Here is a 13,454-nt window from a genome sequence, read left to right as displayed (position 1 = left end):
CCTTCTCCCGGGGTGCCGGAGCCCATTGCGGAATGATGAGAATCGGCGCCAGTGTGTGCGCCGCCGTATGATGCGGGGGTTAATGCGGGGGGGATTGCGATCTCCTCCGGAAGTCTAAGAGACCAACATGCGCATACTGCTGATTGAAGACGAGCTGGAAATGGCGAACTGGCTGGCGCGGGCGCTCAAGCAGTCCAACATCAGCGTCGAGCACGCACACAACGCAGCGCTGGCCACCACATTGCTGCAGGATGGCAGCTTTGATGTGGTGGTGCTGGATCTGCAACTACCTGACCAGCATGGCTTTGACTGGCTGTCTGCCGTGCGCGCCCGAGGCAATCGCGTGCCGGTGCTGGTATTGACCGCCCAGGGAGCGGTGCAAGACCGCGTGGAAGGCCTGCACCGTGGCGCGGATGATTACCTGACCAAACCCTTTGAGCTGGCGGAGCTGGAAGCGCGGCTTGCTGCGTTGCACCGGCGCAGCCAGGGCAGGGCGCAACCGCAGGTGGAATGTGGATCGCTGCGGTATGACGGCAACCATGGCACTTTCTGGCTGGCCGATGTTGTGCTCAGCCTGACACCGCGCGAGCATGCGGCGCTGGAAGGCCTGGTGGCGCGCATCGGCGCGCCCGTGGGCAAGGCACGGCTGGCGGCCAAGGTATTTCCGCAGGAGAGCGCGGTTGGCCCCGATGCCATTGAGCAGGTGCTGCACCGACTGCGCCGTAAACTGGCGGGCAGCGATGTGCACATCGTCACGGTGCGTGGGCTGGGCTATATGCTGGAGCCTACCCAGAATCTGCTGAGTGGCCCGGTTGCGCCATGAACTGGCGCGGGCTGCGTTGGCGGCTGCTGTGGGTGCTGGTGCCGGTGTTGGTCGGTCTGTTTGTATTCGACAGCTGGCGCGATTCGGCCAGCCTCAGGCGTGAGCTTGACAGGGCTTATGACCAAAGCCTGCTGGAGCCCGCCCAGGCGCTGGCCGACAGCCTGGGCTGGGACGAAGACGGGGCAGTCACGCTCACGGCGCCATTTCACATCATTTCAATGTTTGAAGCCGTCAACGGCCAGCACAAGTATTTGCGCGTTGCAATGCAGGCGCCCGATGGCAGCCGCCAGCGCGTACTGATGGGGGCTGCCTCGTTTCCGTCGCCTCCCGATGCTGCTGGCCAGCTTTCGAGCGGTTTCATGCATGGTGCCGATGGTGACCGCCGTTTCTACAACGCCAATGTGAAGGGCCAGCCGGTGCGCATCGCTGCCCTGTTGCGGGTCGTGCATGACCGTGATGGTCAGGAGTGGCGTGTGCTGATCCAGACGGCCCAAGACACCAGACGCGTGAGCGGCGTGCTGCAAGACCTGGTGTGGGAGACGCTGTGGCGTGATGCACGCACCCTGGTGGTGCTGATTCTGGTGGTGTGGTTTGGCATTGGCTGGGGATTGCGGCCTTTGCAGGCCTTGCGCCGTACCGTTCGTGAGCGTGGCAGCGATGACCTGCAGCCGCTGGATACGAGCCATGTTCCTGCCGAAGTGCGGCCTCTGGTCGATGCGATGAACGAACACCTGGCACAGCAGCGCGATGCCTTACAGGCGCAGCGGCAGTTTCTGGCAGATGCCTCACACCAGCTGCGCACACCGCTTGCCATCATGACCACGCAGGCTGGCTATGCGTTGCGCGAGAGTGACCCCGCAGCTATTCGCGCCAGTCTGCTGAGCATGCGGCAGCAACTGCAGCGCAGCCGCCGGGTTGCGGAGCAATTGCTCGCCCTGGCCAATGCCAGCCAGCCTGTTCAGGAGGCACCGCAGCCCCCGTACTGTGATGCCAACGCAGTCGCGCGTGAGGTGGTGCTGGCACATTTGCCGCTGGCGCTGGAAAAGCAGCAGGACCTGGGTTTTGTCGATGCGCGTGGCGAAGATTTTGACCCGGACGATGCGCTACCAGGTGCGCCTGAACCCGTTGCTCCTGTCACAGCCAGCGGCAATGCCTTGTACGAGTTGCTGGCCAATATCGTGCATAACGCCATTCTCTATACCCCGGCAGACGGCCGAATCAGTGTTCTGGTGCAGGTGCAGGCCGAGCAGGTGCAAATACTGGTGCAGGACAACGGCCCGGGAATCGCTGTTGCAGACCGTGAGCGCGCGTTTGCGAGGTTTGAGCGATTGCCATCCGGCGCTGCAGATATGCAGACTACCGGCTCTGGTCTTGGGCTGGCCATTGCGCGCGCCTATGCGCGACGCATGCATGGTGAGGTGCTGTTGGCAGATGGCGAAGGCGGCCGCGGGTTGAGCGTCTACATACGTTTGCCACTGGCCCAGTCAGTGCCAGAAAAGCTTTCATGAAACTGACAATTTCTACGTAGATACACGTATTTTGAGGATCGGCTCCGTTTTTGGCAGCAGTTTGGAAGCTTCGTTTTCTAGACTTTCCAACGAAACTGCAACAAAAAGGAGACGAAGATGCTGCATGCATGGTCGGCGCCGCACGCGGCGCAATTGCGGGGGTTACCCGCCAGGGAGCTGTCATGAGCTCCGGCAAAAAAAGCTACAACAAGGATTACTACGGCGGCGCCTTGATGGTGCTGGTCGGGGGCAGCGCTGCCTACGCTGCGCGCAATTACAACATCGGCTCGCTGGACCATATGGGGCCCGGTTACTTCCCCTTTGCGGTCGGTGTACTGCTGGCGCTGACGGGCGTGCTGATCGCACTCACTGCCAAGAAGAAGCCGAGCGGAGGCGAGGCCGCCCTGGTAGGCCATAACCACGACATTCCGGATTTTCGCGGCGCGGTCTGCATCATTTTGGGGACGGTGGCGTTCTACTTCTGTGGCGAGTACCTGGGCCTGTTGCCCGCGACCTTCGCCATTGTCTTCATCAGTGCACTGGGCGACCGCAACAACAGTGTGATTGCGAGCTTTGTGCTGGCGATGTCGATGATGATCGTGGCGGTGGTGATCTTCTGGTGGGCGCTGCAGGTGCAGATGCCGCTCTTCAAGTGGGGGATGTGAGCCATGGGACAATCACTGCAAGACCTCTGGTACGGCTTTGGCATTGCCTTTCAGGGCCACAACCTGATGTGGTCGTTCTTTGGTGTGCTGGTGGGCAACCTGATCGGCGTGTTGCCGGGCATGGGCGCGCTGTCGGCCATCTCGATCCTGTTGCCACTCACCTACACCATGCATCCCGTGCCTGCCATTCTGATGCTGGCGGGGATTTTCTATGGTTCGCAGTACGGTGGAGCCATTGGCGCCATTTTGCTGAACCTGCCCTCGCATCCGCCGCATGCGGTGACCTGCCTGGACGGCTACCCGATGACCAAGAAGGGCAGGGGTGGAACGGCGCTGGGCATCACGATGATCTGTTCGTTCTTTGCGGCATCGGTCGGCATCATCGTGATGATCTTCGCCTCACCGCTGCTGACGACGATTGCCTTCAAGTTTGGCCCCGCAGAGCTGTTCTCGATCATGCTGCTGGGCCTGCTGGCGGGCTCGACCATGTCGCGCGGCTCTCCGCTCAAGGGCGTGGCGATGACCTTGTTCGGTCTGTTGTGCGGTGTGGTCGGTACGGACGTGAATAGCGGCACCTTCCGCTTTGCGTTCGATATTCCGGATCTCAGTGATGGTCTGGAGATGGTGGCCGTGGCCATGGGCCTGTTCGGCATTGCAGACTTCCTGCTGAACGTGAACAAGATGAAGGCGATCACCAGCAACACCAAGATGCGCATCCGCGACATGCGGCCTTCAATGGCAGAGCTGAAGGAGGCTTTCTGGCCCATGGTGCGCGGCACGGCAGTGGGCACGTTGTTTGGCGCGATGCCTGGTACGGGCCCTACGATCACCACCTTCATCGCCTATGCGCTGGAGCAGAAAGTGGCCAAGGACCCGAGCAAGTTCGGCACCGGCATGATTGCGGGCGTGGCGGCTCCCGAGGCGTCTGCGCATTCCAAGACGCAGGTTGATTTCATCCCCACCATGAGCCTGGGCATTCCGGGCGACGCTGTGATGGCACTGCTGCTGGGTGCGCTGCTGATCCAGGGTATCCAGCCCGGCCCGCAACTGATCACCGAGCATCCGGATATCTTCTGGGGTCTGATTGCCAGCTTCTGGATTGGCAATGTGATTCTGATGATCCTGAATGTGCCGTTGATCGGCGTGTGGGTGAAGATGCTGGCTGTTCCGTACAAGTACCTGTTCCCGTCGGCCATGTTCTTCATCGCGGTGGGGGTGTTCACCACGCAGAACAGCTTGTTCCATATCTGGGAAGTGCTGGCGTTCGGCATCATCGGCGCTATTTTGATGGTGCTCGATTTCTCGGTGGCACCCATCATGCTGGGCTTCGTGCTGGGGCCGATGATGGAAGAGAACTTCCGCCGCGCGCTTTTGCTGTCGCGGGGCGATATGATGATTTTCATACAGCGCCCCATCAGCGCCACCTTCGTCTGTATCAGCGCATTGCTGTTGTTGGCCGTGACCTGGTCTGCGTGGCGCAAGAAGTCGCGTGTACGCCAGGTAGAGGCGGCGGTAGAGGAAGAAACGGCCGCTGGCGGTGTTGCAATTGCGAAGTAAGCCTTGTCCTGCTCCATAAAACCAAAAGCCGCTCACAAGAGCGGCTTTTTTCATGCGCGGCCAGGGCGCCCTGTCAGGCGGGCAAAAAGCCTTCGACGGACAGGTAGCGCTCGCCGGTGTCGTAGGCAAAGCCCAGCACCTTGGCTCCGGGTGGCAACTCTGGCAGCTTTTGCGCAATGGCCGCCAGCGTGGCTCCGGACGAGATGCCCACGAACAGGCCTTCTTCGCGCGCGGCGCGGCGGGCGTATTCACGTGCGGGTTCGGCATCGACCTGGATCACGCCATCCAGCACGCTGGTATCGAGGTTGCGCGGAATGAAGCCGGCGCCGATGCCCTGGATCGGGTGTGGGGCCGGCGCGCCGCCCGAGATGACGGGTGAGGCAGTCGGCTCTACGGCAAATACTTTCAGCTGGGGAAACTTGGCCTTGAGCACGTGAGCGACGCCCGACAGATGGCCGCCGGTGCCCACGCCGGTGATGATGGCGTCGAGGCCATCGGGAAAGTCCGCCAGAATCTCCTGCGCGGTGGTGCGCTCGTGCACGGCGACGTTGGCAGGGTTCTCGAACTGCTGGGGAATCCATGCGCCGGGGGTGCTGGCGGCCAGCTCTTCGGCGCGGGCGATGGCCCCTTTCATGCCTTTTTCCTTGGGTGTCAGGTCAAAGGTCGCGCCGTAGGCCAGCATCAGGCGGCGGCGCTCGATCGACATGCTCTCCGGCATCACCAGGATCAGCTTGTAGCCTTTGACAGCGGCTACCAGGGCCAGGCCCACGCCTGTATTGCCGCTAGTGGGCTCGATGATGGTGCCGCCGGGCTTGAGCGCTCCGGATTTCTCCGCATCCTCCACCATGGCCAGCGCAATGCGGTCCTTGATCGAGCCGCCGGGGTTGCTGCGCTCGGATTTGATCCAGACATTCGCATTGGCGCCAAACAGGCGGTTGATGTGAATCGAAGGCGTATTGCCGATGGTTTGCAAAATGTTGTCGAACTTCATGGAACCTCCTGCGCAAGTCGATGAGACGAAAAACCGAAGACCATTGTGAACGAGTTCATGTTCCTGGATGGAATATCAATATTCCGAGATGCGCTGTTGGGCTGTACCGGGGCCAGCTGGCGCGCTGCCGATTACCATGCAACGATCTGAACGCTGAAAGAGGGGGGACGACATGCTCACATTTCAACAAACCATGGTGGCGCTTTTTGTCTGCTGTGTGGCGCTGCTGGTGGGGTTTTCGTGGCGGTCCCGGCGCTGGGCGCCGTGGCTGATGCTGGTGGCGGTGGTCTGCCTGCTCATGTTGATGAGCTACAGCATCCTCAACCTGATGTAGTGCTTGCAGCGGCGGATCGGGCCAGCCGCACGGGTGTTTTCCAGCGCTCTGCCAGCACCACGCCCAGGATGGTGAGCGCGCCGCCAATCCAAAGATAGGTCTGCAGCTGTTCCTTGGCCCAGGCGGCTGCAATCAAGGCGGTGAACAGTGGCGTCAGGTTGAAGAACATGATCGACCGGCTGGGCCCCAGGCGCACCACAGCCGTCATCCACATCCACGACGCCACGATGGACGCCATGGTGCCCGCATAGGCCACCATGTACCAGTTGTGCGCGTTGATGCCGATCTTGGGCGATGCAAGGTAGATTGGCAACTGCGCAACCATGGCCACCACCATCTGCAGGTACAGCAGTTGCCAGCTGCTGATGGCAGGCATGTGCCAGCGCTTGAGTAGTACGTTGTAGACCGCGTACGCTGCGCAGGCCAGCAGCATCAGCAGGTCGCCACGGTTGAGGCCTTGCTCCAGCAGCTGCCCGGGGTGTCCTTCGCTCACGACCAGCAGCACACCGCCGAAGGCCAGCACGGCGCCCAGCGCACCGCCCATGGTCAGCGGCTGGCCGAGCAGGCCCACGCAGATGGCCAGTACCAGCATGGGGGAGAGGGTGAGGATGATGCCCATGTGCGTGGCTGTCGTGTAGCCCGCGGCAAAGTAGGCGCAGCTTTGGTAGACGACCATGCCCAAAAGGCCCAGCACCAGAATCTGCCAGGCGTGCTGGCGAACGGCGGCGCGGTTGCGCCACACAGCCGGAAGCAGTAACGGGGTGACGATCAGCACCGCCAGCACCCAGCGCAGGAAGCCGATTTCCGTAGGCGCAATCGCGCCGGCCGATTGTTTGCTGACGACGGTATTGGCTGACCAGATCAGCACGGCAAAAAGAGGGTAGAGATAGTTCATTGTTTGCTTTCCACTGCCCCTATCATCGCTGTGGCTGATTTGAGAGGTATAGCTGAATTCGGACAAACCATGCCATGCTTCGGACAAGCTATCGTGTCGCTCTCTTTTTTTGACCATGCCCTCTGCCAACGCCGCACACTCCTTGCCGATTTTTGATGTGGAAAGCGTCACCAGCCCCTATCTGGTGCGCTATGACGAATTTGCAGCAGGCAGTTTTGCAGCGCCGCACAGCCACCGCCTGGGCCATCTCAACTACACCGCTTGCGGCACCATGTCCATCGACACCGCTGGTCAGCATCTGGTGGCGCCGCCGCAGTATGGGGTGTGGATTCCGCCTGCCCAGGAGCATTGCTGCTATGTACAGCACGCTGCGGTGTACCGCTCCTTCTACGTGCAGCCTGCGCTGTGCGATGTGTTGCCCCAACAGGCCTGCATTCTGCGCATCAGCCCCATAGGGCGCAGCATTCTGGCGGATTTTGCCGAGCGCCAGGTGCAGGTGCCTGGCTCACCGCAAGACCTGCGGCTCGCACAGGCGCTGGTCGATCAGCTGTGCCAGGCGCGCTTTGAAGGCAGCTTTCTGCCCTCGCCCAGCAGCGCGGCGCTGGCGGGCGTGCTGGATGCCCTGCGCGCGGATCCGGGAAGCCGCCGTTCGGTGGCCGAATGGGCGCGGCAGGCTCACATGACCGAGCGCACCCTGGCGCGCCACTGCCAGCGCGAACTGGGCATGGCTTTGGGCGAATGGCGCCAGCGCCTGCGTCATCTGTGCGCGGTGGAGGCATTGGGCCAGGGGCGTACGGTGCAGGAAATCGCTTTTGATCTGGGCTACAGCACGGCTTCCGCTTTCATCGCCATGTTCCACCGGGAAACCGGTATGACTCCCGAGCAGTTCCGGCGCGAACTGGTCTCGGATGTCTGAATTTTCTTGATTTGTTTGTATGCGCTTACATTTTTAAATACCAAGATCAAATAAAGACTTTTTGGTGAAAACGCTCGTTTCGAGTGGGGCCCGTTAGTACATTTGGACTATTTACCAAATGTTTCTGACACGGCAGTATCTGAGCCTCAGACCATGCGCCAAGCACTCCGGCGCTGGCAAGGAGAGACAGAGCATGCCAGCCCCTGCAGAAATCCCCCGCTTTCCCACGTTCCGGCCCGCGCTGCGCAGCTGTCTGCTTCGCGGTTTTTTGCTGGTATGCGTGCAGCCGGTATGGGCACAAGGCACTGTGGGTGCCGATATGGCTGCGGGTTCTGGTGGCTTGCAGCCGCAAGGCGCGCTCAGTGTGCAATTCCGTGGCGCTGTCATGCGCCTGAGTGCGGAGCAGCTCGCTGCGCTACCCCAGCGAACCACCGCCACTGCAACCCCCTGGACCGATGGCGTGTCGCGCTTTACCGGGCCATTGGCGCGCGATGTGCTGGAAGCTGCCGGGGTGCGCATCACTCCGGCAATGGTGGTGCAAGCCCAGGCGCTCAATGGCTATACCGTGCGTATTCCTGCCCAGGATTTTCAGCGCTGGCCCGTGGTGCTGGCTTTCAGCATGGACGGCAAGGCATTGACGCGACGAGACAAAGGGCCGCTGTGGATCATCTATCCACGAGACAGCGACACCGTGCTGCAGGATGCCAGATATGACCATCGCTGGGCCTGGCAGCTGAGCCAACTGATCGTCAGTGATGCCCCGTAAGCGTTACCCGCAAGAGCCCAGCATGCTCAAAGCCATTCGCCGTCCGCTGATCCTGTGTGTGGAGGATGAGCCGTTGCTGCTGCGCGATCTGTGCGATGAACTGGAAGAAGCGGGCTACCAGGCCATCGGCGTTCCCGATGTGCCTGCCGCGCTGCTTGTTCTCTCGCGGATGAAGCCTTCGCTCATCCTGTGCGATGTCGGCCTTCCCGGCCAGAGTGGCCTGGACCTGCTGGCCGAGCTGCGCGAGACGGACGCGCATTCCAGCGTTCCATTTCTGCTGCTGACGGCGCTCAGCGATCGTGAGCATGTGCTGCGTGGCGCGCGTGCGGGCGCGGATGACTACCTCGTCAAACCAGTGGATTACGACCTGCTGCTTGCCACCGTGGCAGCCCGGCTCGCCAAGGTGCAACGCCTCCAGCGCCTGCAACGTGATGCCTTGCAGCGCAGCCTGGACGAGGCGCACAGGCACTGGCACGGTGTGCTTGACAGCCTGGGCCATTGCGCCGTGGTCTGCGATGGCCATCTGGCGATTCAGTTTGCCAACCGGCAGGCCTATGCGCTGTGCCATGGCGATGCACAACACAGCAGTCCACTGGTGATCGATGCAGCAGGGCAGGTAGTGCTGCGCCAGGTGCTGGCGCAGCACCCTGGGTTGCGCCAGTTTCTGCGCGGTCGGCAGGAATCGGCCAGCTTCGATGTGCCTGCCATTCCTGGCGGCCCTCCCTACTGGTGCCTGTCCATCCAATCCCTCTCGGCCAGGGAAGATAGCGGTGAAGGGGAGTGCAGCGAAGGAGCTCCGGACTCGCGCGACCAACGCTTTGCGCTCTTCATCAACGGCCTGCAGCAATCCGTCAAGCCCAGTGCCGAGGCACTGGCGCGCCGTTTTGCGCTGACCCCTGCTGAAACGCAGGTGGCCCGTCTGTTGGTGGACGGCATGAGCAAGCAGCAGATGTGTGCGCAGCTGCAAGTCAGTGCCAGCACCATGGCCTTTCATCTGCGCAACATGTTTGCCAAAACCCAGACGGGTCGCCAGGCAGAGCTGGTGGCCGTATTGCTGACGGCTGCGCTGGGTGCATCCCCGCCGGCGTTGAACTGAGACGGAGCCTGCCATGCCTGATCTGTCCATGCGCCGTGGCCTTCAGTACCGGTTGACTTTGGCTGCAACGGTGCTGTTTTTCGCGGGCAGCCTGGTGGTGGTCTGGCAACTGCTGGTGTTGCACCGGGAGTTGAGCCAGCGCGAAGGTGAAAACATGGTCTGGGCGCTGGCGCAGGCTCAGCACCAGGCAACGGTGCTGGAGCGCGATCTGGCGCGTTTGCGTCTGCAGCAGACCGATGCGGAAGACATCCATTTGCAGGCTGACTTGCTGCACAGTCGCCTGTCGCTGCTGACCGACGGCCCGCAGCGCCGCATTCTGCGGCACTATGGGCAGCTGGATGCACTGTTGCCTGCCATGGCGGCGTTCGAGCAGGTGGATTTGCTGCAGCTATTGATTGGCACGGACAATCCTGTTGCCCAGCAAGAGCTGCGCACGCTGATTGCGGTGCTCACGACGGCGGGAAACCAGGTCATGCTGCGCGAGAGGGAAGAGAAAAGCCGGCGCCTGGACCAACTGGAGCACTGGATCAAGGCGGCCTTTGCCGCCATCGGCATGGTGGCTTTGTGTGGCAGCTGGCTGATGTGGCAAGTGGTGGCGGCTCTGCAGCGCCAGCGTACCAATGCCCGCACCATTGCAGCCCAGCGCGATGCTCTGCAGCAGACCATCCATGATCTGCACCGAGCCCAGAGCGCAACCGAAACCTACCGCAACTTCGTCTCGCTGGTGTCGCACCAGTTCCGAACGCCTTTGGCGGTGATCGATTCCACCGCACAGCGGCTGATGCGCCAGGCTCGCCGCAGCGGCGGGGAGCAGGCTGAACAGGTGCTGGAGCGCATGGGCCAGACCCGGCATACGGTCGAAGGGCTGACACGGCTGCTCGACAGTGTGCTCACCAGCGTCAAGCTGGAAGGGGGCGGTATCCAGCTGCAGGCCCGGCCGCTCAACCTGGCAGCGCTTGTTCACTATGTTGTGGATAGCAACAAGCCCATGCTGGATGGGCGCGAGATCAATATTGAATGCAGCGGACCGTCTGCGGATTTTGTCTGTGCGGGTGATGAACAGCTTTTGATCCATCTGCTGCACAACTTGCTGGCCAACGCCTGCAAATACACTCCCGCAGGTAGCCCTCTTGATCTGCTGCTGGCGCGCGATGGAGACCAGTTGCATTGCTCCGTGCGTGATTACGGCGCAGGTGTCGCCGCAGAAGAGCTACCGTTGCTGTTTGAACGCTTCTACCGCAGCGCTCGCAGCGGCGCCAGCGAAGGCTCGGGCCTGGGCCTGTACCTGGCCCGTGCGATCGCCCGGCTGCACGGTGGCAATCTGAATGCCTCTCTGTCCGAAGGCGGCGGCCTCGTCTTCACTCTGGATCTGCCTGCCAGCGTTAAAAACAGTGATGCCTCATCGCCAGACACCGACCAAGCTTGTGCTGCGATGGAAGACGGGCGATGAGCGGGTGCGAAGGCAAGGTGCAAACCTGGCACATCGTCTTCCGGAAGGGCGGTTTTGCTGGCTATTTCTATGGCTCTATAGCGCCCAGGCAGTTTGCATGAAGGCTGGCTTGCAGGCTGCCGTGCTTCAATAACGAACATGCAATGCATCTGAAACAGTGCCCGCGCGTGGGATAATGCACCCTGTGAAGCCTGCCAGACCGCCGCTGGTGCAAGTGCCGAAAGGCCGCACTGGAGGAACGTCCGGACTGCACAGGACAGCGTAGCAGCTAACGGCTGCCCACCGTGAGGTGAGGATCAGAGCAACAGAGACGAGTCCGGGGGGCGTACCGCAAGGTAAACCACCCGGGGTGAAACGGGCAATCTCTACGCGCAGCAATACCAAGTAGGCCAGCGTTGATGTGGTTCCGCAGAGTTGGCGGGTAGGTAGCGTCGAGCCGTGGTGGTGACACCCGGCCCAGAGTAATGGCGGTCACGCCTGGGGTAACCCGGGTGCACAGAATCCGGCTTATCGGCAGACTTCACACTTCTTGCAAAAGAGAGCGGCCCTGGTGTGTACCAGGGCCGCTTTTCTTTTCTTGCGATGAAAACGGCAGATGGCGCTGAATGGAGATGCGCGATTTGCTTCGCAATCCATCATGCGTCAGGGCTGGGAGCCTTTGCATCTTCGCTCCTGCGCAGCAAGTGCAAGAGGCGTCATGAGTCAGGCAGAGCTGTCGCGCGGGGTGCAGCGCTTGCCCAAAAGCCGGTCACGCCTTTTTCACGTAAGCCGATTTGAGCTGCATGTTGCCGATACCGTCAATGCGGCAGTCGATATCGTGGTCGCCATCTACCAGTTTGATGTTGCGCACCTTGGTCCCCACCTTCACTACCAGCGACGATCCCTTGAGCTTGAGGTCCTTGATGACGGTGACGCTGTCGCCGTCCTGCAGCACATTGCCTACCGAATCCTTGATGACGACCTGGGTTTCCTCTTCAGGTTCCGGGCTGGCGTTGGCTGGCCATTCGTGGGCACATTCCGGGCAGATCAGCAAGGGACCGTCGGCGTAGACGAACTCGGACTGGCACTGGGGGCAGGGAGGTAGGGCAGAAGACATGAAGAGGCCGGTGGTTATGGAAGAAGATGCCCGCAATTCTAAGCAGCAGCCTTGAGCAGACTGGTGCATGAAACCGCACTAAAACCGTTCAAATCCCTGCAGATACCGCCACTGTCCTTCCGGGAGCTTACCCAGCGATATCCGACCGATGCGCAAGCGCTTGAGGGCTACCAGCTCCAGCCCCAGTGCGGTGCAGGCTGGTGCAATCCACTCTGGCGCCACGCGCTTCAAGGCAAAGCGCAGATGGGTTTCGTTTTGCCAACTGGCCTTGATGGGTGGCAGCCGGTCGTCTTCTACATACAGGCCTTTGGCCAGCAAAGCGATTCCGTCTTCCACCATCTGGCCGCGCACTTCGGCCAGGCATTCCTGTTCCACCAGATCGGCGTCTTCCGTCAGGCGGCGGATGATGCGCGGATCCTGGCTGTACACGACCAAGCCGCTGGCTGCGCGCGGCAGCGGCAGCAGAAACTGCTGGTGGCGAAAGTGGCGCGGTAGTGGGTGCACGGGCTGCGGCGTATCCACATCTGCCAGGTTACCCGGAGTGAGCAGACTGGCGGCGCTGGGCGTATCGCGCCCGGGTTGCGGCAGGCGCAGGCTGTAGCCTGCTGGCTTGTGTAGCAGCAGCGTGACCGGCTGGATGGGCTTGAGGTTGGCGCCTGGCTGCAGAGCCACTGCTTGGTCGGGCCGCACGCGGGCGCCCGGCGTGTCCTGCACCTGTCCATCCACGGTGACAAAACCGGCGTCGATGTAGTGCTCGGCCTCAGCGCGTGAGCAGCCGGTCTCGGTCGCCAGGCGTTTGGACAGGCGGATGGAGTGCGGATCGGGGTCCTGGTCGTGGAGGGGCATGGTGCAGCGGGTGAGCAAGACGGCATATGAAAGCCGGTTGCTATACAAAAAGGAGCTATCTGTGCTTGACGGATAAGCACAACCGGTTATTTTAAGGGCTATGCAATGCGAAAGGAACGGGCTCGGGCATTGGCGGATGATGCATGCTGGCCTTGTGGGGGTTTTTCCTACGAGCTGCGTCTTCGCAGGGCTTTAGATTCAAAACTGGAGTTCAACCTTAGCAAGGAAATGTTTATGCGCATGGATGTTTTTCGCCGCAGCGAAGCCGATGGCAAGTTCTCTCATCTCGCCGTGCCGCACGGCCGCGTGCTGCCTGGCGAAGTCACCAATTACGACTGGCACGACGAAGCCCGTGATGTGGAGCTTGATGAATCGGTCGCCAGCTGGCCGCAGTACGGTATCGAGGAGCCGGGTCGCCAACTCAAGGAGAAGGGCTATGCAATCACGGCGGTGGCAGAGATGACCGACGGCGACGAAGCCTGATTGTGGTCGCAGCGCACCGCAGTGCTTT

14 protein-coding genes and 1 other RNA gene are annotated in these 13,454 nt (G+C 61.5%); 11 read left to right on the top strand and 4 right to left on the bottom strand.

All coding sequences use genetic code 11. The annotated features are described in order from the left end of the window. Positions 1 to 127 precede the first annotated feature (127 nt). The 4 genes from HNP33_RS06165 (at position 128) to HNP33_RS06150 (ending at position 4,553) form a co-directional block, all read left to right on the top strand. Positions 128 to 823 (top strand): response regulator, encoded by a 696-nt coding sequence (locus HNP33_RS06165; protein ID WP_184706379.1) that lies wholly within the window; start codon positions 128 to 130, stop codon positions 821 to 823. Beyond that, complete coding sequence (locus tag HNP33_RS06160) at positions 820 to 2,331, top strand: sensor histidine kinase (protein WP_184706377.1); 1,512 nt, start codon at positions 820 to 822, stop codon at positions 2,329 to 2,331. The genes HNP33_RS06165 and HNP33_RS06160 overlap by 4 nt, the downstream gene beginning before the upstream one ends. A gap of 182 nt (positions 2,332 to 2,513) precedes the next feature. Next, on the top strand, positions 2,514 to 2,996 hold the full coding sequence (locus HNP33_RS06155; RefSeq protein WP_233464409.1) for a tripartite tricarboxylate transporter TctB family protein: 483 nt from the start codon (positions 2,514 to 2,516) through the stop codon (positions 2,994 to 2,996). A 3-nt stretch (positions 2,997 to 2,999) separates the two neighbouring features. Beyond that, on the top strand, positions 3,000 to 4,553 hold the full coding sequence (locus HNP33_RS06150; RefSeq protein WP_184706375.1) for a tripartite tricarboxylate transporter permease: 1,554 nt from the start codon (positions 3,000 to 3,002) through the stop codon (positions 4,551 to 4,553). A gap of 73 nt (positions 4,554 to 4,626) precedes the next feature. Here HNP33_RS06150 and cysK read toward each other — a convergent pair whose 3' ends face one another. Then, entirely contained in the window at positions 4,627 to 5,544 is a 918-nt protein-coding gene (gene cysK / locus HNP33_RS06145) for a cysteine synthase A (RefSeq protein ID WP_184706373.1), read from the bottom strand. Between the two features lie 172 nt (positions 5,545 to 5,716). On the opposite strand from cysK, the gene HNP33_RS06140 reads away from it, so the two are divergent. Continuing rightward, on the top strand, positions 5,717 to 5,878 hold the full coding sequence (locus tag HNP33_RS06140; RefSeq protein ID WP_184706371.1) for a hypothetical protein: 162 nt from the start codon (positions 5,717 to 5,719) through the stop codon (positions 5,876 to 5,878). On the opposite strand, the gene HNP33_RS06135 is transcribed toward HNP33_RS06140, so the two are convergent. Next, entirely contained in the window at positions 5,865 to 6,773 is a 909-nt protein-coding gene (locus tag HNP33_RS06135; RefSeq protein WP_184706369.1) for a DMT family transporter, read from the bottom strand. The genes HNP33_RS06140 and HNP33_RS06135 overlap by 14 nt on opposite strands. Before the next feature lie 115 nt (positions 6,774 to 6,888). Here HNP33_RS06135 and HNP33_RS06130 point away from each other — a divergent pair, with 115 nt between their 5' ends. The 5 genes from HNP33_RS06130 to rnpB all read left to right on the top strand — a co-directional run bounded on the left by HNP33_RS06130 (position 6,889) and on the right by rnpB (position 11,527). After that, positions 6,889 to 7,689 (top strand): AraC family transcriptional regulator, encoded by an 801-nt coding sequence (locus tag HNP33_RS06130; RefSeq protein WP_184706367.1) that lies wholly within the window; start codon positions 6,889 to 6,891, stop codon positions 7,687 to 7,689. 193 nt (positions 7,690 to 7,882) lie between these two features. Continuing rightward, entirely contained in the window at positions 7,883 to 8,455 is a 573-nt protein-coding gene (locus HNP33_RS06125; RefSeq protein WP_184706365.1) for a molybdopterin-dependent oxidoreductase, read from the top strand. Positions 8,456 to 8,477: 22 nt separating this feature from the next. Next, a complete protein-coding gene (locus HNP33_RS06120) occupies positions 8,478 to 9,551 on the top strand; it encodes a response regulator (RefSeq protein WP_184706363.1) in 1,074 nt (357 codons plus the stop codon). A 13-nt stretch (positions 9,552 to 9,564) separates the two neighbouring features. Beyond that, the gene (locus HNP33_RS06115) at positions 9,565 to 11,001 is read left to right on the top strand and encodes a sensor histidine kinase (protein WP_184706361.1); all 1,437 of its coding nucleotides are present in this window, start codon (positions 9,565 to 9,567) and stop codon (positions 10,999 to 11,001) included. A 186-nt stretch (positions 11,002 to 11,187) separates the two neighbouring features. After that, an RNA gene (gene rnpB, locus HNP33_RS06110) (RNase P RNA component class A) lies at positions 11,188 to 11,527 on the top strand. 222 nt (positions 11,528 to 11,749) lie between these two features. Here rnpB and HNP33_RS06105 read toward each other — a convergent pair. Both HNP33_RS06105 and HNP33_RS06100 read right to left on the bottom strand, forming a co-directional pair. After that, positions 11,750 to 12,097: a zinc ribbon domain-containing protein YjdM gene (locus HNP33_RS06105; protein WP_184706359.1), complete on the bottom strand. Its 348-nt coding sequence runs from the start codon at positions 12,095 to 12,097 to the stop codon at positions 11,750 to 11,752. Between the two features lie 78 nt (positions 12,098 to 12,175). Further along, entirely contained in the window at positions 12,176 to 12,943 is a 768-nt protein-coding gene (locus tag HNP33_RS06100; protein ID WP_184706357.1) for an RNA pseudouridine synthase, read from the bottom strand. Between the two features lie 240 nt (positions 12,944 to 13,183). Here HNP33_RS06100 and HNP33_RS06095 point away from each other — a divergent pair, with 240 nt between their 5' ends. Beyond that, on the top strand, positions 13,184 to 13,426 hold the full coding sequence (locus HNP33_RS06095; protein WP_325064913.1) for a DUF6139 family protein: 243 nt from the start codon (positions 13,184 to 13,186) through the stop codon (positions 13,424 to 13,426). The last annotated feature ends 28 nt before the right edge of the window (positions 13,427 to 13,454 follow it).

The sequence above is a fragment of the Comamonas odontotermitis genome (genome assembly GCF_014207855.1).
GTDB lineage: Bacteria > Pseudomonadota > Gammaproteobacteria > Burkholderiales > Burkholderiaceae_C > Comamonas > Comamonas odontotermitis_A.
Note: the sequence above shows the minus strand (reverse complement) of the source record. Positions and strands in the feature narration are given on the sequence as shown.

Coding starts and splice junctions, on each gene's coding strand:
- HNP33_RS06165 (WP_184706379.1), top strand. CDS start 128: ATGCGCATACTGCTGATTGAAGACGAGCTGGAAATGGCGAACTGGCTG.
- HNP33_RS06160 (WP_184706377.1), top strand. CDS start 820: ATGAACTGGCGCGGGCTGCGTTGGCGGCTGCTGTGGGTGCTGGTGCCG.
- HNP33_RS06155 (WP_233464409.1), top strand. CDS start 2,514: ATGAGCTCCGGCAAAAAAAGCTACAACAAGGATTACTACGGCGGCGCC.
- HNP33_RS06150 (WP_184706375.1), top strand. CDS start 3,000: ATGGGACAATCACTGCAAGACCTCTGGTACGGCTTTGGCATTGCCTTT.
- cysK (WP_184706373.1), bottom strand. CDS start 5,544: ATGAAGTTCGACAACATTTTGCAAACCATCGGCAATACGCCTTCGATT.
- HNP33_RS06140 (WP_184706371.1), top strand. CDS start 5,717: ATGCTCACATTTCAACAAACCATGGTGGCGCTTTTTGTCTGCTGTGTG.
- HNP33_RS06135 (WP_184706369.1), bottom strand. CDS start 6,773: ATGAACTATCTCTACCCTCTTTTTGCCGTGCTGATCTGGTCAGCCAAT.
- HNP33_RS06130 (WP_184706367.1), top strand. CDS start 6,889: ATGCCCTCTGCCAACGCCGCACACTCCTTGCCGATTTTTGATGTGGAA.
- HNP33_RS06125 (WP_184706365.1), top strand. CDS start 7,883: ATGCCAGCCCCTGCAGAAATCCCCCGCTTTCCCACGTTCCGGCCCGCG.
- HNP33_RS06120 (WP_184706363.1), top strand. CDS start 8,478: ATGCTCAAAGCCATTCGCCGTCCGCTGATCCTGTGTGTGGAGGATGAG.
- HNP33_RS06115 (WP_184706361.1), top strand. CDS start 9,565: ATGCCTGATCTGTCCATGCGCCGTGGCCTTCAGTACCGGTTGACTTTG.
- HNP33_RS06105 (WP_184706359.1), bottom strand. CDS start 12,097: ATGTCTTCTGCCCTACCTCCCTGCCCCCAGTGCCAGTCCGAGTTCGTC.
- HNP33_RS06100 (WP_184706357.1), bottom strand. CDS start 12,943: ATGCCCCTCCACGACCAGGACCCCGATCCGCACTCCATCCGCCTGTCC.
- HNP33_RS06095 (WP_325064913.1), top strand. CDS start 13,184: ATGGATGTTTTTCGCCGCAGCGAAGCCGATGGCAAGTTCTCTCATCTC.